Here is a 19,946-nt window from a genome sequence, read left to right as displayed (position 1 = left end):
GTCGGTTACCGTTCTTTCGGATCGAGCGCATCACGCATGCCGTCGCCAATGAAGTTGAAACAGTACAAGGTGGTCGACAGCAGGCCGGCCGGGAACAGCAAAATCCAGGGCGAGACTTCCATCACCTTGGCTCCGTCCTCGATCAATACGCCCCAACTGGTCATGGGCTCCTGGATGCCAAGCCCCAGGAACGACAGCACCGATTCGGTCAGGATGACGCCGGGCACCGTCACCGTGGTGTAGATGACGACGACGCCCAGCAGGTTGGGCACGATGTGGGCAAAGATGATGCGCCGGGTCGAGACCCCCATGGCGCGCGCCGCTTCCACGTATTCCATGGAGCGCAGCGACAGCGTCTGGCCGCGCACCACGCGCGCCATGTCCATCCAGGAAAACACCGTGATGGTCAGCACCACCAGATAGAACTCGCGCCCCAGGATGGTCACCAGCAGGATGGCGATCAGCAGATAGGGGATGGCGTACATCATGTCGACGATGCGCATCATCAAGGCGTCGACCTTGCCACCCAGAAAGCCGGCCGTGGCGCCCCACACAATGCCCAGCGACACCGACGCCAGTGTGGCCAGCAGTCCGACCGTGAGCGAGATGCGCCCGCCAATCAGGCAACGCACCAGCAGGTCGCGCCCGGCTTCATCGGTGCCCCAGAAATGGGAGTTTTTCAGCGTCGGCCCCAGGCTCATGGCGTCCCAATCGGCGCTGTCGAAGGCGTGCGGCAAGAGCCAGGGACCGACCACGCAGGCCAGCGCAATCAGCGTCAGCAGGCACAGGCTGACGACGGCGGCCCGGTTGCGCAGAAAGCGTCGGCGCGCATCGCTCCACAGGCTGCGGCCGGCCACCAATTGTTCGATTTCTTCGGGCTTGAGCATCGGCGGCGTTCAATAGCGAATCTTCGGGTCCAGCCAGGCGTAGGCCAGATCGACCAGCAGATTCAGGGCGACGGTCAGCACCGTGATCAGCACCACCAGGCCCAGCACCAGGGTGTAGTCCCGGTTGCCGGCGCCATTGACGATCAGCTTGCCCAGGCCGGGCAGGGAGAATACGGTTTCTGTGACCAGGGCGGAGGTAATGGAAGAGATGGCCAGTGGCCCCAGCAAGGACACCACCGGCAGCAGCGCCGGTTTGAGGGCGTGGCGCAGCACCACGACCCGCGTCGGCAAGCCCTTGGCGCGCGCGGTGCGGATGAAGTTGCTGTGCATCACCTCGATCAGGCTGCCGCGCATGACACGCCCGATGGTCGAGACATTGATGAAGGTCAGCAGCGCCATCGGCAGCACCATGTAGCGCGGCTCGAAATCATTCCAGCCGCCGGCCGGCAACCATTTGAACAAAATTGCAAACACGATGATCAGCACCGGCCCCAGCACAAAGCTGGGCACCGCGCTGCCGACGTTGCCGATCAGCATCACCAGATGGTCCGCCACGCTGTTCTGCCGCAAGGCCGCGACAATGCCCAGGGCCACGCCGATGAACACCGACAGCAGCAGGGAGCCGCCGCCGATGGTCGCCGACACCGGCAGCGCGCTGGCCACCAGATCGTTGACGGACCAGTCGGCGTAGCGAAACGAGGCGCCCAGATCGCCATGCAGCAAGCTCTTCAGGTACAGCAGGTATTGCTGCCACATGGGCAGGTCCAGGTGGTATTTGGCCTGCAGGTTGGCCAGCACGGCGGCCGATACCTTGCGTTCGCTGTCAAACGGTCCACCCGGTGTGGCATGCAGCAGAAGATAGCAAACGGTAATGACCACCAACATGGTCGGAATCGCCGCCAGAACCCGGCGCAGGGTGTAAGACCACATCGCTCAGGACTCAGTGCTTGATGATGTACAGGTCTTTGGAGCGGAAGCGGTCTTGCGCGTTTTCGAGAGAATAGCCGCCGACATAGGCTTTGACCAGGCGCGGTAGCGAGTATTGCAGCAGCGGAATGATGGGGTAGTCTTCCATGATCATTTTGGAGGCCTGCGTCAGCAGTGCCTGGCGCTTGGCCGGGTCCGTGCTTTGCGAGCCCTGGCTGATCAACTGCTGCGCCTGGCGGTTGCAGTTGAAGTTGTTGTTCTGGTCCGAATCGCATTCGATCAGGGCCAGGAAGGTACTGGCATCGTTGTAGTCGGCCAGCCAGCCGTTGCGCGCCATCTGGAAGGTGCCGTCATGGCGCTTTTTCAGCAGCACCTTGAACTCCATGCTTTCGGTCTCGATATCCAGACCCAGCTTGGATTTCCATTCCGAGGCCGCAAAGACCGCCATTTTCTTGTGGTATTCGCTGGTGTTGTAGGAGAACACAAACTTCGATCCCGGCTTGACGCCGGCTTGCTGCAGCAGGCTCTTGGCCTCCGCGACACGTTTGGCCATCGGCCAGCTGGCCCATTCATAAGGCGTCACGTCGGCGCCGCGGGTGCCCTTGACCATCACGCTGTAGGCCGGGGCTTGACCATCGGCCGTCACGCGCTGCGACAGGATGTCGCGGTCAATCACCATCGACAAGGCCTTGCGCACGCGCACATCCTTGAACGCCGGATCCTGGGTCTGGTAGGAGTAATAACGCAAACCAATCATGGGTGCATTGCGAATTTCCTTGGGGTACTGGACCTTGTACTTCTCATAGGTGCCAGGGGGCAATTGGTAGACCCACTCGTTCTCACCCGACTCGTACAGCTTGACGTCGGCATTGCCATCCTCGATCGGGAGGTAGGTGACCCGGGTCAGTTGCACGTTGGTGGCATCCCAGTACTGCGGGTTTTTCTCGATCACCACACGGTTGTTGACCTGCCAATCCTTGAGCACGTAGGCGCCGTTGCTCACCAGCTTGCCGGGCTTGGTCCAGTCCTTGCCATATTTTTCGATCGAGGCTTTGTGCACCGGACCCAGGTTGTTGTTGCTCATCAACTCTGGCAGAAAGGTGACCGGGAAGGCGGTCTTGACTTCCAGCGTATTCTTGTCGATGGCTTTCACGCCGATGTCGGTCGGCGGCTTGCTGCCCTTGACAATCTCGGCACCGTTGAGCAGGAAATGACCGAAGGTGGCGGCGTAGGTGGACGCCGTCTTGGGGTCGACAAAGCGACGGATGCCGAACACGAAATCGTCTGCCGTGACCGGGTCGCCATTGGACCATTTGGCGTTCTTGCGTAGCTTGAAGACCCAGGTGGTGTTGTCGGTCTGCTTCCAGCTCTCGGCCACGCCGGGCACGGTTTTGCCGGCTTCGTCATTGGCCGTCAGGCCTTCGAACAGATCGCGCGTCAGGTTGTTGGCACCGACCGACTCGGCGATCGCCGGGTCCAGCGATTCGGGCTCGGAGCCGTTGTTGCGGATCAAAGTCTGGGTGGCGTGCAATGGCACACCCTTGGGGATGGTCGCCGCCTGGCTGGTGACGATCAAGGCGGTGGCAAGCGTCAGCGCAACGACGGATTGCTGCAAAACTGGGTTCATGGTTGGGTTCCTGTTTTTCCTGATTATCGCGTGCCGGCCTGGCCGCATCACTTGGGCAGCTTGCTGGTGTCAATGTCCACGTAGCGCCAAAATGCCCGCGATGTCGGATGACGCCGGTAACCCAGCAGCCAAGGCTGGATCATGTCGGTGCGGATGCGGTGGGTGTTGAACTTGTAGGGCATATAGGCCACCAGAATCTTGACCATCTGCCGCATGAGGGCCAGACGCTCCGGGCCATCGGGCATGACCACCTGCTGGCGGTAGAGTTTGTCGTATTCGTCGTTCTGGAAAGCCGCCAGATTGCCTTCGAACTTTTGCGGGCTGTACCCAAAGTCCAAAAAGCTGCCGCCATCAGGCGATGAGGCCGAGTTGCCCAATCCCCACATCATCAACTTGCCGGCGCGCGCGGCCTTCAGGTTCTCGGGCCACTTGGCGGTTTTGAACACGATTTGGATGCCCACCGCCGTCATGCTCTTCTTCCACACTTCGTTGAGTTCGCGATCTGCTGCAGAGGGTGAGGTTGCATATTCCAGTATCAGCGGTTTGCCGTCGGGCATGTCGCGCCAGCCGTCGCCGTCCTTGTCCACATAACCGAACATGTCCAACAGTGCTTTGGCGCGGGCCGGGTTGTAGTCGCTCATCTCGGATTTGAACTTGGGATCGTAGCCCCAGGTGTTGGGCGGAATGACGCCTTGGGCCGGTATGGCCTGGTTGCGCCGGGGCAGGCGAATTTCCTCTTCCGTGTTGTAGGCCAGCGCAATGGCACGGCGCAGTGCCACCTTGTCGACTGCGTTGCCCCCTACCGTGGGGTTTTCCATGTTGAAGTAGGAGAAGGTCAATTCGGGTGCCGCATAGCGTTCGATGCGTATACCTTTCTTGACCAGATTGGGGGCCAGCTTGTTGTTGGGGATCGCCTGGTTGGCAAATTGGGCGGGCAGGTACATCAGAAAGTCATGCTCATTGCCCAGGAACGAGAGCCAGCGCGGCTGTACTTCATCGATGATCGAAATCTCCACCTTGTCCACAATCGGGATGCGCTTGCCCTTCATCTGGCGGTAGATTTCCTGCGACAACGGGTCGTCGGCGGGAGGGTCGGCCTCGTAGAACTCCTCGCGGAAGTTGGGGTTTCGCACGAACGTGATTTTGGAGGAACGCGTCCACTGGTCCAGCTTGAAGGGTCCGGTGCCCACCGGGTGCTCCATGATCTTGTCGCCGTACTTTTCCGCCACCTCGCGCGCCACGGCACCCAGGATGCTGGACTCCGACAGCAGATAAACGAAGCGCGGTTGCGGCTCCTTCATCCTGAACTGGATGGTGTAGCGGTCCAGCGCGCGCAGGCCTTCCACTTCGCTGTCGTAGTTGAAGGCAGCACCGGGTTTCTCAGCGGCGCGGCGCAAGTCATCCATGCCCAGCAAATTGATTTGCTCCAGATCGGAATAGCTCTGGCTCTTGGTCTTGGGGTCAAAGATCCGTTTGAAGCTGTAAACAAAATCCAGCGCCGTCAGCTCGCGCTTCTTGCCGCCAAAGGCCGGGTCGTCGGCAAAATAGATGCCAGGCTTGACCTTGACCGTGAAGGTCTTGAAATCGTCGCTGATGACCGGCATGCCGTCTGCCACGTTGGGCACCACCTTGGCGGGCCGCGCCAAGTAGTCATAACGGTACAGCGCGTCAAACATGTTCTCGGTGGCGGTGCGCGAGTAGTAGTCGGAAATCTGCGCCGGATCGAATCCCGTTTCGGCAATTTCAAACGCATAACGCAGTACTTTTTCAGGCGGCTTGTTCTGCGCCAGGACGCTGTCTACGCCGGTCAGAAGTACGCAGGCACAGCAAAGAAAGCGTAATAAATCAATTTTCATAGTAGGAAACACCAATACCGATCCGAACGGGTGCAAGCATAATCGCCCCGGATAGTAAATCCATGGGCGTTTCCCCCAAGCGGACAAAAATATGTTTTCCTACATCCTGCGACGCATCTGGCAAATGATCCCCACACTGTTGGGGGTGATTCTGCTGATCTTCTTCCTTTTCAAGCTGTTTGGCGGCGATCCGGTCGAGATCATGGCCGGTTTGAAGGCTTCGCCCGAACGCATAGCGTCCTTGCGAGCGCAATTGGGGCTGGACAAGTCGGTGTGGGAACAACTCTGGGTTTTTGTGCAACAGGTCTTTACCTTCAACTGGGGTAAGAGCTGGACCACCAACGAGGCCATCTCCGACATTTTCGCCACGCGCCTGCCGGCCACGCTGACCATCATGATCCCGATCCTGCTGTTTGGAGTGGTGCTGGCCATAGGCGCCGGTCTGGCAGTGGCTTATGTGCGCGGCAGTCTGACGGACCGGGTCATCATGATCGTCACCACCGTCGCGCTATCGGTGAGTTTTCTGGTTTACATCATCGTCGGCCAGTATTTGTTTGGGTTTGTTCTCGGCTGGTTCCCGGTACAAGGCTGGAGCAACAGCGTTTGGACAAACCTCACCACCTATGCGCCGCTGCCGGTGTTTCTGGCAGTGCTGGTCAGTCTGGCGCCAGAAACACGCCTGTACCGCAGCTTTTTTCTGGACGAAATCGGCCAGGACTATGTTCGCACCGCCCGTGCCAAAGGCGTCACGGAAAACACCATCCTCCTCAAACACGTGTTGCGCAACGCCATGATCCCCATCCTGACCAATGTGGCCACTGGTTTGCCGGGTGTTTTCATCGGCTCATTCTTGATTGAAGTATTTTTCTCGATTCCCGGTTTGGGCCGGGAGATTCTGGTTGCCGTCAACCGCAGTGACTACCCCGTGATTCAGGCTGCCACGGTTTACCTGTCGGCGCTGACGATGTTGATCAACCTGATTACCGATGTCTTGTACAAGTTTGTTGATCCAAGGGTGACGCTGAAATGAGTACCGAAATGAGCACCCCACTGCTGCAAACTCTGCCCCGTTCACCAGGCGTTTGGAAACAGGCCTGGCTGCGCCTGAAGAACGACCGTGTCGGCATGGTGAGCCTGTACATCACCCTGTGCTTCATTGTGCTGGTGCTGCTGGCGCAACTGGGCCTGGTGGCCAGGGACTGGCAGAAGGAGGTGGGCATCCCGTTTGCCGCGCCGCACTTCGTGGGCAAGATTGCCGACGGTACGCAAAATGCGATTGTGGAGACCGTTGTCGGTCCGAATGTGGACATCAGCGACGTGGACCCGCTTGCCACCCGCTACAAGGAATGGGACGAGCGCGCCGCCCAGTTCAAGACCACGGTGACGGTGAAGGCCGACACGCTGCTCTTTGGCGCTGACCAACAGGGCCGCGACGTGTTCAGCAAGGTGATCAAAGGCGCGCAGGTGTCCATCACGGTGGGGTTGACGGCAGCCTTGTTCGCTACGCTGATCGGCACCGTTCTGGGCGCTATTGGCGGCTATTTCGGAGGGCGCGCGGGTGATTTTCTGGAGTGGGTTTACAACGTGTTCACCGCCATTCCCTACATCCTGCTGGTGTTCGCGCTCGCGGCGGTGCTCAAATCCGGTCCGCTGGCGAGCACGCTGGGCAGTGGCGTCTGGACCGTGGTCATCATCCTGAGTCTGGTCGGGTGGACCGGCATTTACCGACTGGTACGCGCCGAGTACATGAAGCATCGTGCGCGCGAGTATGTGCGGGCGGCCGAGGCAATTGGTGCTTCGCACGCCTCGCGCATGTTCACCCACATCCTGCCCAACATCAGCCACGTGATATTGGTGCAACTGAGCCTGCACGTGGTGGGTTTTATCAAGGCCGAGGTCATCCTGTCTTACCTGGGGCTGGGCGTGCCGCTGGACATGGTGAGCTGGGGCACCATGCTGTCGGAAGCACAGACCGAGCTGGTGCAGGGCAAGTGGTGGCAATTGGCGGCGGCCACCGCCTTCATGGCCACTTTTGTCACCGCTTTCGCCCTGCTGACCGATGCCTTGCGCGATGCGCTGGACCCGAAGCTCCGTTGATCAAGGAAACCTAGATATGAACCCATTGATTAGCGTGCAAGACCTGCGGGTTTCCTTCCGCCTGAGCAAGACCGAGATCACCGAGGCGGTGCGCGGCGTCAGTTTTGACGTTCCGGCCAACAGCACGGTAGCGCTGGTTGGCGAATCTGGCAGCGGCAAGAGCGTCAGCGCCATGAGCATCGTGCGCCTGCTGCCGGAGAATGCCATGCTGTCGCCGCAAAGCAAGATTCTTTACAACGGACGTGACTTGTTGGGTGCCCCGATCGAAGACATGCGGCGCCTGCGTGGCAAGGATATTTCGGTGGTGTTCCAGGAGCCCATGAGCTCGCTCAACCCGGTTTTCACCGTCGGTGAGCAGATTGCCGAAGTGCTGCGCATTCACCTCGGGCTGAGTGCCCGTCAGGCGCTGGACCGGGCCCTGGAGTTGATGACCGAGGTGGGTATTCCCAACCCCAGGGAACGCCTCAAGTCGTATCCGTTCGAACTCTCTGGCGGGCAGCAGCAGCGCGTCATGATTGCCATGGCCATTGCCTGCGAGCCGAAACTGCTGATTGCGGACGAGCCGACCACGGCGCTGGACGTGACGGTGCAGCGCCAGATCATGGATCTGCTGGCCAAGCTGCAACAGCGCCAGAAGATGAGCATTCTGTTCATCAGCCATGACCTTGGCCTGGTGGGTGAAATTTCGAGCCAGGTGGTGGTGATGCGCAACGGCGAGGTACGCGAGGCCGGTGATGTGGCACGCATCTTCAATGCACCGCAGGACAGCTACACCCAGGCCTTGCTGGCCTGCCGGCCACGGCTCGATACGCGCCCGCGCCGGCTGCCGGTGATTGATGACATCATGAACCACAACCCCATCATCACCGAGCAGCGCCATTGCGCACCGATCAGTGACGCACCCCTGGTGGAAGTCAAAGGCCTGGGCAAGGACTACGCGCTCAAGACCGGACTCTTCAAGCGCAGTGTGTTCAGTGCCGTCAAGCAGGCTGATTTCTCCCTGTACAAGGGCCGCACCCTGGGCGTGGTGGGAGAGTCGGGCTCCGGCAAGACCACCATCGGCATGATGCTGACAAGGCTGACCGACGCCACGGCCGGCAGCATCATGTTCGAGGGGGTGGATCTGGCGCAGCTCAGCGCCGCCCAGATGCGGGTTTACCGCAGCCGCATCCAGATCATTTTCCAGAACCCCTACGCCAGTCTGAACCCGCGCTTTACGGTGGGGCAGATCCTGATCGAGCCGATGCGCATTCATGGCATTGGCCAGAACGACGACGAGCGGGCGCGGCTGGCACTGGCCTTGATTGAAAAAGTCGGTTTGGGCCGGGACGATTTCGGCAAGTACCCACACGAATTTTCGGGTGGCCAGCGCCAGCGCATCGCGATCGCGCGCTGCCTGACCATGAAGCCAGAGATCATTGTCTGCGACGAAAGCGTCAGCGCCCTCGATGTCAGCGTGCAGGCGACGGTGCTCAATCTGCTGCTGGACTTGCAGGAGGAGTTCGGTCTGACCTATATGTTCATCAGCCACGATCTGGCGGTGGTGAAATACATGGCCGACGAGATTCTGGTGATGAACGAGGGCCGGATTGTCGAGCGCGGCAGTTCCGAGGAAATCTATGCCCGACCGCAGCACCCTTACACCCAGCATTTGCTGGGCGCCATTCCGCGTGGCCTGGTGGCGGCCGCTTAAGGACTTCAGCATGAACCGATTGTTTGTTGTGACTGCTATCTTGACCTTGCTCCTGGCGGCCTGCTCCAAAGCGCCGGAGCCGGTTGCATCCACTGCGCTAGCGGTGCCGGCCACGGTGGCCTGGGTCAAGCCTGAAGGCGCCAATATCGATGCCATCTTTGCCCAGGCCAAGGCCGCCAACAAGCCGGTGTTCTTGTACTGGGGGGCGGTCTGGTGTCCGCCCTGCAACCAGATCAAGGCCACCGTCTTCAAGCGCCAGGATTTCATTGAACGCAGCAAGTTGTTCGTGCCGGTTTATCTGGACGGCGACACGCAGGGGGCACAGAAACTGGGTGCCCGATTCAAGGTGCGCGGCTACCCGACCATGATTCTGTTCAAGCCCGATGGCAGCGAGTTGACGCGTCTACCGGGCGAGGTGGAGGCCAGCCAGTACATGGAGGTGCTGGGCCTGGGTTTGGCGGGCAGCAGTTCGGCCAAGGAGTCTGTGACGGCGGCGCTGGCGGGCTCGGCGGCCACGCTGTCGCCCGAAGCCTGGCGCCTGCTGGCTTTCTATTCATGGGATCAGGATGAAGCGCAGTTGGTGGCGCAAAAGGAACGCGCGGCGACCTTGCACAAGCTCGCACAGTTATGTCCGCCAGCGCAGCGCGAGACTGCCTCGCGCCTGGCCCTGAAAGCGATTGTGGCTGCCGCGCAGGACAAGGCGACGCTGCCGGACAAGCCCGCTGCGCTGGAGCGCGTGCAGCAGATTCTGGCCGACGCGGCCTTGTTGCGCAGCAATTTCGATGTGCTGGTGAATTACGGCTCCGAGATCGTGCCCGCTTTGAGTCAGCCGGGCAGCAGTGAGCGCAGCAGCCTGCTGGCGAGCTTCAACACGATGCTGGACAAGTTCGCTCAAGATGCCAGTTTGTCCACCTCGGATCGCCTGTCCGCTGTGTCGACCAAGGTGGCGCTGGCCAAACTGAGCCGGTCAAAAACGGATAAGACCGCGCTGGAGGCCGGCTTGCTGACCCAGGTGCGCGCCGCGGTGGTGGCTGCCGACAAGGCGGCCACCAGCACTTATGAACGGCAGGCGGTCATTCCCAATGCCGCTGATTTGTTGAGCGAAGCGGGCCTGCTTGACGAGTCCGATGCCCTGCTGAAAGCCGAGTTGCCGAAGGCGTTGTCGCCCTACTATCACATGCTGGTGCTGGCCGCCAATGCCAGGGAGCGCGGCGACAAGCTGGGGTCACTCGACTGGACCGAGCAGGCCTGGAATGGGGCCAAGGGATCGGCCACACGTTTGCAGTGGGGTGTAGGTTACGTGAATCGTCTGATTGAACTGGCGCCGCAGGATGCCCAGCGCATCGAAAAAGCGGCGTCTGGCGTACTGGCCGAACTCGATGCCGTACCGGAAACCTTTTACGAGCGCAACCGGCGCGGCCTGGAAAAAATGGGAAACAGCCTGCGCGCCTGGAACAGCAAGGGTCAGCACGCTCCGGTGTTGCGCAAGTTGACGGCACAGCTCAATGCCGTGTGCGCCAAGTTGCCACCCCAGGATGAAACGCGGGTCGCCTGCACTGGCTTGTTCCAGGCCCGCCCGGTGGCGAAGGCGTAACTTTGGCGCCTTGCGGAATCGTGGCGTGCCTACCTGCCTCGTAGGCCTGATATTGATTGAAGCAGACATTGCCGGTTTGCCGCGCCAGCTCAGGCCCTGAAATCAGCCTGTCGTCGCGTGAGGCTGCGGTTGGTCGCAATAGGGGTGCGCCGCCGGCCGGGCTTGGGTACATTGCATCCGATCAGAAATCGGATGCCCACCATGTCTACACGCCACTCTCCCAGACCGCCTTGGAGCTGACGCCATAATCGGACCCTTTGCGCATGAATCGAAGAATATCAAGTCATGCCGAACCTCAAGCCACTGGTATTTGCCTCGGAGATTTCTCTATGCCTCGCCTACTGTTGATTGCTGTCACGTTGCTTGCCTGCCTTTCCGCTTGCGACAAGTTGCCGGGAAAAGGTGACAAGAAAGACGCCACTGCGGCGCCCGTCAAACTGGTCGTGGCGCCAGAAGACCTCCTGGCCGTCCAGGCCAATGCCCTGCTGTCGGGTCCGGTCGTGACCGGCTCGATCCAACCCGAACGCAAGGCTGACCTGCGGGCCGAGGTATCTGCCGTGGTACTGCAAGTGCTCAAGGAGAATGGCGACAATGTGCGCCGGGGTGACGTACTGGTGCGACTGGACCAAACCTCGATCCGCGACAACCTGCAATCGGCCGAGGCCAATGCCCGCAACGCCACCCAGGCACTGGACCAGGCGGAACGCAATCTGGAGCGTCTCAAAACGCTGCGCGCCTCCGGCATGACCTCCCTGCAGGCGCTGGACGATGCCGAAGTGCGGCGCAACGCTGCCCAAAGCGAGTTATCGGCGTCCAATGCGCGCGCCGTGCTGGCTCGTCAGCAACTCGAACGCACCGTTGTCCGCGCTCCGTTTGATGGCGTGGTGAGCGACCGCAAAGCGTCGGCCGGCGACACGGCGTCCATCGGCAAGGAACTGCTCAAGGTCATTGACCCCACCAGCATGCGCTTTGCCGGACGCGTGTCGGCCGACAAAATCAGTGTGGTCAGCGTCGGCCAGGCCGTCAGCTTTCGCGTCAACGGCTACGCCGGCCAGGAATTTCGCGGCAAGGTGACGCGTGTCGATCCGAGTGCCAATGACGTGACGCGCCAGGTGGAAGTGCTGGTCAGCATTGACGATGCGAAGCGACCTCGGGTGTCGGGCCTGTATGCGGAAGGAACGATAGAGGCCAGCAACGTGAAGGCCCTGACACTGCCGGAATCGGTGGTGCTGCGCGCCGGCGACAAGGCCTCGGTATGGCGCGTCAAGGCCAACAAGTTGAACCAGATCGAACTGGCACTCGGCGCGCGCGACCCCCGCACCGGCTACTTCGAGGTGCGCAGCGGGCTGGCCGATGGTGACCTGATCCTGCGCAGCCCGGGTTCGAGCTTGAAGGAAGGCCAGAGCGTTGAACTGGTCGGCGCCAAACCGCCCGCCGCCGCCGCATCCGCTGCTTCTGCCGCCAAAGGGACATAGCCATGTTCTTGTCTGACTTCAGTATCAAGCGGCCCATCCCGACCATCGTATTGATCATTGCCCTGATGGCGATGGGCTTGCTGGCGCTCAACAAGCTGCGCGTGAACCAGAGCCCGGACGTGGAAATTCCGGGCATCCAGGTCTTCATTGCCTACCCGGGGGCTTCGCCGGATTCGGTGGAACGCGAGATCGTCAATCGGCTGGAAAAATCGCTGCAAAGTGTCTCGGGTGCCACTGATGTCTACTCGACCAGCAGCGAAGGCAATGCCAGTTTCTGGATCCAGTTTTCCTTCAAGAAGAACATGATCGAGGCGGCTGATGACGTTCGCACCGTCATCTCCACTGCGCGCTACAAGCTGCCGACCGAGATGCGCGAACCGATCGTGCGGCGCTTCGACCCGGCGGCACAGCCCATCATGAACCTGGCCTTGTCGTCCAGCAAGCAGAGCCACGCCGAGATTTCGCGTCTGGCCGAGGACGTGCTGGCCGACAAACTGCGCGGCATCGCCGGCGTGGCCACGGTCAACATCAATGGCTCCCTGAAGCGCGAGTTGTCGGTGCTGTTGCGGGCGGAGAAGCTGCGTGAATACAACGTGTCGGTGGGCGAAGTGGTGGCCGCGCTGCGGGCACAGAACAGCAACGCCCCGGTCGGCAAGGTGCGTGGCACGCTGGACGAGGAAAGCATCCGTCTGGTCGGCCGCATCGAGTCGCCGGAAGAATTTCAGAACATTGTGGTCAAGCGCTTCGATGGCCAGATTGTTCGCCTGGCACAGGTTGCCAGCATTGCCGACAACTTTGCCGACATCGACTCCTTCAGCATCCGCAGCGGTAAGCCCAACGTGGGTATTTTTGTCACGCGCTCGCGCGACGCCAGCACCGTCAGCATCGCCAGTGCCATACGTGACCTGGTGAAAGACATCAATGCCGAGCTGGCCAAGGAGCACCCTGGCACCCAGCTCGAAATCACCCGCGATGGCGGTGTGGAAGCGCAAAACAGCCTGAACAACGTGATCGACTCCCTGATGCTGGGCGCAGTACTGACCATCTTTGTGGTCTATGCCTTTCTGAACTCCTGGCGCTCCACGCTGATCACGGCGCTGAGCTTGCCGACCTCCGTTATTGCGGCGTTCATTGCGGTGTGGCTGTGCGGCTTCACGCTCAACTTCATGACCTTGCTGGGACTCTCGCTGGCCATTGGGGTGCTGATTGACGATGCCATCGTGGTGCGGGAAAACATCGTGCGCCACATGCAGCGCGGCTCGGACCGGCGCACCGCCTCGCTGGAGGGCACGGCCGAAATCGGGCTGGCGGTAGCGGCCACCACTTTTTCCATCATCGCGGTGTTTGTTCCGGTGGCCTTCATGCCCGGCGTCTCGGGCGAGTGGTTTCGCCCCTTTGCCCTGACGGTGACCTGCTCGGTACTGGTGAGCCTGGGCATCTCGTTCACACTGGACCCCCTGTTGTCGGCTTACTGGGGCGATCCGGTGGGCCACCACAGCGCGCCCAAGACCGGCATCAGCGCGTTGCTGGCACGCTTTAATCGCTGGTTTGACCATCAGGCCAACCGCTACGGCTATGTGATCTCATGGGCCTTGCAGCACCGCCGCTGGATGACCGCCATTGCAGTGCTCAGTCTTTTTGCGGCCATCGGGATGCAGGTCAAGTGGGGTGGTACCGCCTTTCTACCCGCCACCGATTCCGGCAACTTGATGATTGATGTGCGCACGCCACCCTCATCGTCGGTCGAGTATGCCCGTCTGAAGATGGAACGCGCCGCTGCGCTGGCCCGCACCATTGCCGAGACCAAGGAGACCAACAGCAACATCACGGCCGGTGGTGGACGCATTTACATTGACATCGGCAAGCGCCATACCCGCAGCCGCACGGCCAAGGAAATCGCCACCGACTTGCGCGAAAAAATACGCACCCTGGTGGGGGCCGAGTACACCGTGATAGACGATCTGAACAATGGTGCGCGCAAGCCCGTCCAGATCGACTTTACCGGCCCCGATTCGCGCAAGCTGCTGGAGATCACCAGCGCCTACATGGACAAGCTGCGCCTGGTTCCCGGCGCGGTCGATGTCGGCCTGTCCCAGCAAGACCCCAAAAAAGAGCTGAAGATTGAACTCAACCGCGGTCTGGCCAATTCCATGGGTATTTCGGCGAATGACGCGGCGCAAGCCCTGCGTGTGGCCTTTGCGGGTATTGAGGTGGGGGATTGGGTGGACCCCACCGGTGAGACCCGCGATGTGGCGGTGCGCCTGCACCCGCTTGATCGCGTCAGCAAGGAAAACATAGAGCGCTTGCCGATTGCCGTCTCCGGCACCAACCTGATGGTGCCACTGGACCAGATCGCCACCATCAGCATGGGCAAAGGACCGTCGGGCATTGAGCACGCCAACGGCAAGCGCAATATCACCGTGTCCGCCAACGCGCAGGGCCGCTCCAACGGCGAAGTCACCGATGACGCGATGAAACTGGCCAAGTCCTTCGACTATCCCCCAGGCTACGGGCTTTCGCTCGGTGGTGCCGGACAGGACCAGAAAGAACTGTTTACCGAGATGCTGATCGCGCTGCTGTCGGGCATTGGGCTGATGTACCTGATCCTGGTCATGCAGTTCGGCTCCTTTACCGCGCCGCTGGCGGTGATGCTGTCGCTGCCGCTGAGCCTGATTGGTGTCGTCCTCAGCTTGCTGCTGACGCACGACACCCTTAACCTGATGAGTTTCATCGGCATCATCATGCTGATGGGGCTGGTGGCCAAGAACGCCATCCTGCTGCTCGATTGCGCGCGCAAGGAGGAAGCGCAAGGAACCGACCGCGAGGCTGCGCTGATGCACGCCGGGCGGCTGCGTTTGCGCCCGATCCTGATGACCACTTTTGCCCTGATCGCTGGCATGCTGCCGGTGGCCATCGGCCTGGGCGAGGGGGGCGAGTTCTACCGTCCACTGGCCGTTGCCATCATCGGTGGCACCATCACCTCCACCTTGTTGACACTGCTGGTGGTGCCGACCTTCTACGACAGCATCGAAATCGCCCGGGATCGGGCGATTGCCAAGTTTCGCAGACGTTCGGAGCGTCGCAATCCGTTTCTGGCCTTTGTGCTGACCCTGCTGGAGGGATTGCTGACCTTGCTACTGTTGCGTTGGCTGTACCGGGCACTGAAGATTGCGGTGCTGTGGGGCAAGTCGCATTGAGCCTTGTCACTCTCCGTTGAAACCCGGTTACTGAAAAATCGCGGGTCAGATAACCTTGTATATCCTAGGTTTATGTCCGCCATACTTCAGTTATGTAAATAATGTTGTGTCAGTGCAACGAGGGTGGACCGCGTTTGACTAGAGAAAACCCTTGGTTGCTTGCTGTTTGTTCGCTATCAGCATTCGCTATGGCTGTCTTGTAGTCTTATTTTTTAATACAAATCAACTACTTAGATAAACCGTACGGCAAAAGTCGGGTATTTTGCTGCGGGTTTCGATCCGGCATTCGAGTAAAAACCGTTATGTAACAAAGCGTTAGTCACAGGACAATGGCATGTCAAAATAAACGTCACAAGTTGCCAAGTTATGTCGTGTTGCCCGGGTTACTTAAATAATCAGGAAGGCGTGACTGCTTTGGGTCTTGTTTTTTAATTTTCTTTGAATAGAGGACTTCCAATGCATAGCAAACAGCTTGTATTTAAGAGAACCTTGGTTGCTCGCGCACTATTTGTTGCGTTCGGCGCTGCGGCTTTAGCGGTTGGCATCAACACCACCGCAGTTGCGCAAACCAACGCCACCGGCACTATTTATGGGCACGTGGACGTTGCGGCGGGCACGACGATCTCGATCATCAACAAAGAAACAGGTTCTCGTCGCACCATAACGCCCGACAGTGGCGGACGTTTTACCGCAGCCTCTCTGTCGACCGGAACTTACAAAGTAGAGCAACTGGTCAATGGCAAGGTCGCCAACAGCACCGACAACGTTGAAGTCCGTATCGGTCAAGGCAGCGAGGTGACCTTTGGTGCCCAGTTGCAAGCGGTGCAAGTGATTGGTTTGCGGCAAAAAATCGACGTCTCGTCGATGGGCTCGACGACCGTGTTTACGGCTAATGATCTGGCCAAGGTGCCGGTTGCCAGCAACGTCGGCGCCGTCATTCAACTGGCCCCCAACACGACGCGCGGCGACGCACGTTTTGGTGGTGGCAATGCCCCCAGTTTCGGTGGCTCCAGCGCCTCTGAAAACGCTTATTACATCAACGGTTTTCCAGTCACGACATTGTTGACGCAAGTCGGTTTCTCGCAGCTGCCGTTCAACTCTATCGCACAAGCCCAGGTGCTGACTGGCGGCTATGGCGCTGAGTTTGGTCGTTCTACCGGCGGTGTGGTCAACATTGTGACCAAAAGCGGCACCAACGAGTGGGTTGGCGGTGTGTCGATGTCCACGCAACCCAACAGCCTGCGGGCCACGGCAAGAGACCAGTATTATGAAGTGAACGGCACCGCCCTGGACGGCAAGCTCCGTTGGTACAACGGACTGAACACAGACACCACCAACAGCGCTTCTTTCTATCTTGGTGGCCCCATCATCAAGGACAAATTGTTCATGTTTGTGGCCGGTGAAGACACGAAACGCTACCGCGACTCAATTCGAACGGCCAATACCAGTGCCTCTTATACAGCGTCTGCCGCTGCCCAATCGACCCAGTTTCAAGAGATTACTACGGATACGCCGCGCTATCTGTTAAAGCTGGACTGGAACCTTACCGATGCCAATCGTGTTGAGTACACCAGAATATCGGACAAAGTCACAGATGATCGCAAATATTTTGGGTTCAACTACGCGACCTTGCAGCGTACCAATGTGCAAAATGGGGGCCAGACCTACGTGAACTGGGGGCCTACGCCAGTGGCTGCGCAGCAGGGTGCGGTGGTTGATATTCTGAAGTACACCGGGTACCTGACGGATGATTTGACCGCCACGGTGGTACTGGGTCGGACCCGTACACCACACGAGCAGACTCCATCCGGCTACAACCCGGCCATCGGCCAAGTGATCTCTACCTCTGCGGATCAGATTCCGGCCTTTGCTCCCTATGGCAATGCGCAGGGTATCTCCGGCAACCTGCTGGTGCCGGGTGCCTTTGATGAAAACAAGGGTGCACGGGTCGACGCGGAATACAAATTGACCAGCAAGCATACGCTGCGGGTCGGGCTTGACAAGAATACGATCACCTCCAAGGCTGGATCGGCAACCGCCGGTGGCATCATTTGGCGCTATGGTAAAACCGACCCTGCAGTGCCCTTGAACAAGGACACGGCGGCGACCAATACGGTGACTGGTAACCCCTATGCACAGCAGGGCTACTACGTGGAGGGAATTGTCAGCGCGACGGCTTCAACCCCCACCGTTGATCAGTCGGCCTGGTATATCGAAGACCGCTTCCAGGTCACCGACCGGGTGTTGCTGTCATTGGGGCTGCGCAACGAAGGCTTCAATAACAAGAATGGTGATGGCAAGTCGTACATTGACCTCCCAACCCAGTTGGCGCCACGTTTTGGCGCAACCTGGGATGTAATGGGTGATTCTTCCCTGAAGGTCTTTGGTAATTTGGGTCGCTACCACGTGCCACTGCCAACCAATGTGGCTGTGCGCGGCGCCGGTTCGTCCTTGAATGCACAGACCAACTATGTATATACCGGCGTCGATGCCAATGGCACACCAACCGGTTTGACACCCATCAGCAAGCTCTATTCCAACAACAATGAATTGGGTCAAGCCAAAGATCCAGCGCAGGTTGCGGCCGAAGGCATGACCGGTAACTTCCAGGACGAACTGGCGTTCGGCTTTGAAAAAGCTGTTTCGAAGAGCCTTAATGTCGGTGGCAAGTTCACTTACCGCACCTTGAGGACAGCGATTGACGACCATTGCGATGACCGCCCATTTCAAGCTTGGGCAGCGCGCAACGGTGTCGATGCGAGCAATTTCGGCTACAACTGCGCCCTGTTCAATCCGGGTTTGGGTAACACCTTCAACCTGGACCTGAATGGTGATGGCAAGCTTGAGCATATTGTTCTGTCCGCTGCCGACTTGGGCTTCCCGCAGGTGAACCGTACCTACACTGCCATTGACCTGTTCGCCGAGCATCCGTTTGACGGCAAGTGGTGGGGCAAGGCGACCTATACCTGGTCGCGCAATGCCGGTAACTTTGAAGGTCAATTGTTGTCAGACATCGGACAGGCTGACGTATCGACTTCGCAGGCCTTTGACTTCCCGGAGTTTTCCATCAATTCCCAAGGTCTCCTGCCCAATGACCGGACCCATCAATTGAAGGTATTTGGTTACTACCAGACTACGCCGGAGTGGGGTATTGGCGGCAACTTCCTGTGGGCGTCGGGGCGTCCGAAAAACTGTATCGGCAATGCGCCTACAGCGGCCATGGCTTATTCCGGTTACGGCTCAGCCTATTTCTTCTGCAACGGTGTTGATTCGCCGCGTGGAAGTTTGGGCAAACTCCCGCCGGATATGCGGTTGGATTTGAATGTGTCTTACAAACCAGCAGCACTCAAGGGCTTTGGCTTGAAGTTGGACATTTTCAATCTGTTTAACCGCCAGTCGATCGAGGTTATCGAAGAGCGCTATAACACCCCCGGCGGAGCGGCTTCCGTTTGGACGCGCTACGGTACTGTTGAGTCTTATACAGCGCCGCGTAGTATGAAGATCACGGCCAGTTACGACTACAAGTTCTGATAGTCCAAGGCATCTAAGCAAAAAACCCCGTCAAGCGGGGTTTTTTGTTTTCGGGCGCCCATGCTGGGCGCACTCTTCGAGGTGCAAGTCCTTTCGGAAACTGATCACAGCGAGTGAAGCGCAACTGCACGAGGGCGACCGAGTTTGGGAAGGAAGCCCGGATCGTAAATTCCGAGCCGATGAACAAGAACCGGATAGAGGAAACTGCCAAGTGGGCTGTAACCGCAAATCCCTTGTGATCAAGGCGTCAGATGCCCCCAGCAGAGAGGAAACTGCGGCTGCGGCTTTGTCGCACAGAGTATGGAGAATCCTCAACTTCTCGAACCGCCCGGTGCGGACCTGCATACCGGATGGTGTGGGAGGGGCACAGCCGATAATAACTCGTTATGCTGATTACTCCATGTGAGAGCACAAGACTCGATCTTGCTTAAATTGGAGTACACAGGGCTCTGTCCAGCATCAAATGCGGGCACAGAGGGGTTGCTTCTGGCCTATGATCTGTAGCACAGGCTGTAAGCGATTCCTATCGAGCGGGTTGTCAAGTCAATGCGAGTCATCAGCGTAGGAGGTTGTCTGCAAATAGACTGATGACTTGGTCCGCAATGTTGGAGTGGGTGCGGCGACTATTGCCGTCTTTCGGCCCAGGGTCATTGCCAGAAGAGAGGTGCTCGGGCCGCCCTCCGTGCTAACCCGACTACCTGACTCACTCCAGCTTGAAATTAAATTCCTGAGTAGCGACGACCTCGGCGCCATCGGAGATGCACTTGTACTGAAGCATAGCGGCCTTGACCGCAGCATGAAAAACCCTTGGCCCGGACAGGATGGTGACCTCCTGGATGACCCCGCCCTTGATCCTTATCTGCGCCTTGACGACGCCCTCGGTGCCCTCCTGCATCGCCTTGCGCGGCATCTCCGGCTGCACCTGGGTCGGACAAGCGACCCCGATGTCGTTGCGGTTGGGCGCGGGCTTGGCTGGCGGCGCGGGCGGCGGTGGCGGTGCAATCACCGCCGGCGCCTTGGGCACCACCGCGGTCGACATGATGGACGGCGCGGTGGATGAGA

General features: G+C 59.4%; 11 protein-coding genes and 1 pseudogene. 7 read left to right on the top strand and 5 right to left on the bottom strand.

The genetic code is table 11. From position 1 onward, the window contains the following. Positions 1-5 precede the first annotated feature (5 nt). The 4 genes from PHS32_RS06750 to PHS32_RS06735 are packed head-to-tail and all read right to left on the bottom strand — an operon-like array spanning position 6 to position 5,297. Positions 6-887, bottom strand: a complete 882-nt coding sequence (locus PHS32_RS06750) for an ABC transporter permease subunit (RefSeq protein ID WP_301078155.1) — start codon at positions 885-887, stop codon at positions 6-8. A gap of 9 nt (positions 888-896) precedes the next feature. Continuing rightward, positions 897-1,817, bottom strand: coding sequence for an oligopeptide ABC transporter permease OppB (gene oppB, locus PHS32_RS06745; RefSeq protein WP_301078153.1), 921 nt, complete (start codon positions 1,815-1,817; stop codon positions 897-899). 10 nt (positions 1,818-1,827) lie between these two features. Next, positions 1,828-3,441 (bottom strand): peptide ABC transporter substrate-binding protein, encoded by a 1,614-nt coding sequence (locus tag PHS32_RS06740; protein ID WP_301078151.1) that lies wholly within the window; start codon positions 3,439-3,441, stop codon positions 1,828-1,830. 47 nt (positions 3,442-3,488) lie between these two features. Next, positions 3,489-5,297, bottom strand: a complete 1,809-nt coding sequence (locus PHS32_RS06735) for an ABC transporter substrate-binding protein (protein ID WP_301078150.1) — start codon at positions 5,295-5,297, stop codon at positions 3,489-3,491. Between the two features lie 91 nt (positions 5,298-5,388). Between PHS32_RS06735 and PHS32_RS06730 the strand changes: the two genes are divergently transcribed. From PHS32_RS06730 to PHS32_RS06700, 7 genes are all read left to right on the top strand, one after another. Continuing rightward, positions 5,389-6,327 carry an ABC transporter permease gene (locus tag PHS32_RS06730; protein WP_301078149.1) on the top strand — a complete coding sequence of 313 codons (939 nt, stop codon included), beginning with the start codon at positions 5,389-5,391 and terminating at the stop codon, positions 6,325-6,327. An 8-nt stretch (positions 6,328-6,335) separates the two neighbouring features. Further along, positions 6,336-7,394 (top strand): ABC transporter permease, encoded by a 1,059-nt coding sequence (locus tag PHS32_RS06725; protein WP_301078148.1) that lies wholly within the window; start codon positions 6,336-6,338, stop codon positions 7,392-7,394. A 16-nt stretch (positions 7,395-7,410) separates the two neighbouring features. After that, positions 7,411-9,087: an ABC transporter ATP-binding protein gene (locus tag PHS32_RS06720; RefSeq protein ID WP_301078147.1), complete on the top strand. Its 1,677-nt coding sequence runs from the start codon at positions 7,411-7,413 to the stop codon at positions 9,085-9,087. A 10-nt stretch (positions 9,088-9,097) separates the two neighbouring features. Beyond that, entirely contained in the window at positions 9,098-10,681 is a 1,584-nt protein-coding gene (locus PHS32_RS06715; protein ID WP_301078146.1) for a thioredoxin fold domain-containing protein, read from the top strand. A 329-nt stretch (positions 10,682-11,010) separates the two neighbouring features. Next, complete coding sequence (locus PHS32_RS06710; RefSeq protein WP_301078145.1) at positions 11,011-12,156, top strand: efflux RND transporter periplasmic adaptor subunit; 1,146 nt, start codon at positions 11,011-11,013, stop codon at positions 12,154-12,156. Positions 12,157-12,158: 2 nt separating this feature from the next. Next, positions 12,159-15,353 carry an efflux RND transporter permease subunit gene (locus tag PHS32_RS06705; RefSeq protein ID WP_301078144.1) on the top strand — a complete coding sequence of 1,065 codons (3,195 nt, stop codon included), beginning with the start codon at positions 12,159-12,161 and terminating at the stop codon, positions 15,351-15,353. Positions 15,354-15,809: 456 nt separating this feature from the next. Then, the gene (locus PHS32_RS06700) at positions 15,810-18,884 is read left to right on the top strand and encodes a TonB-dependent receptor (protein ID WP_301078143.1); all 3,075 of its coding nucleotides are present in this window, start codon (positions 15,810-15,812) and stop codon (positions 18,882-18,884) included. Between the two features lie 703 nt (positions 18,885-19,587). On the opposite strand, the pseudogene PHS32_RS06695 reads toward PHS32_RS06700, so the two are convergent. Continuing rightward, positions 19,588-19,946 (bottom strand): annotated as a pseudogene (locus PHS32_RS06695) (energy transducer TonB); the annotation flags it as partial.

It is taken from the genome of Rhodoferax sp. (genome assembly GCF_028714215.1).
Classification (GTDB): Bacteria; Pseudomonadota; Gammaproteobacteria; order Burkholderiales; family Burkholderiaceae_C; genus Rhodoferax.
The sequence above is the reverse complement of the archived record's forward strand: the minus strand, read 5'-3'. Positions and strand labels throughout refer to the sequence as shown.

What these genes read in the sequence shown, in the direction of transcription:
- PHS32_RS06750 (WP_301078155.1), bottom strand. Translation starts at nt 887, where the DNA reads ATGCTCAAGCCCGAAGAAATCGAACAATTGGTGGCCGGCCGCAGCCTG.
- oppB (WP_301078153.1), bottom strand. Translation starts at nt 1,817, where the DNA reads ATGTGGTCTTACACCCTGCGCCGGGTTCTGGCGGCGATTCCGACCATG.
- PHS32_RS06740 (WP_301078151.1), bottom strand. Translation starts at nt 3,441, where the DNA reads ATGAACCCAGTTTTGCAGCAATCCGTCGTTGCGCTGACGCTTGCCACC.
- PHS32_RS06735 (WP_301078150.1), bottom strand. Translation starts at nt 5,297, where the DNA reads ATGAAAATTGATTTATTACGCTTTCTTTGCTGTGCCTGCGTACTTCTG.
- PHS32_RS06730 (WP_301078149.1), top strand. Translation starts at nt 5,389, where the DNA reads ATGTTTTCCTACATCCTGCGACGCATCTGGCAAATGATCCCCACACTG.
- PHS32_RS06725 (WP_301078148.1), top strand. Translation starts at nt 6,336, where the DNA reads ATGAGCACCCCACTGCTGCAAACTCTGCCCCGTTCACCAGGCGTTTGG.
- PHS32_RS06720 (WP_301078147.1), top strand. Translation starts at nt 7,411, where the DNA reads ATGAACCCATTGATTAGCGTGCAAGACCTGCGGGTTTCCTTCCGCCTG.
- PHS32_RS06715 (WP_301078146.1), top strand. Translation starts at nt 9,098, where the DNA reads ATGAACCGATTGTTTGTTGTGACTGCTATCTTGACCTTGCTCCTGGCG.
- PHS32_RS06710 (WP_301078145.1), top strand. Translation starts at nt 11,011, where the DNA reads ATGCCTCGCCTACTGTTGATTGCTGTCACGTTGCTTGCCTGCCTTTCC.
- PHS32_RS06705 (WP_301078144.1), top strand. Translation starts at nt 12,159, where the DNA reads ATGTTCTTGTCTGACTTCAGTATCAAGCGGCCCATCCCGACCATCGTA.
- PHS32_RS06700 (WP_301078143.1), top strand. Translation starts at nt 15,810, where the DNA reads ATGCATAGCAAACAGCTTGTATTTAAGAGAACCTTGGTTGCTCGCGCA.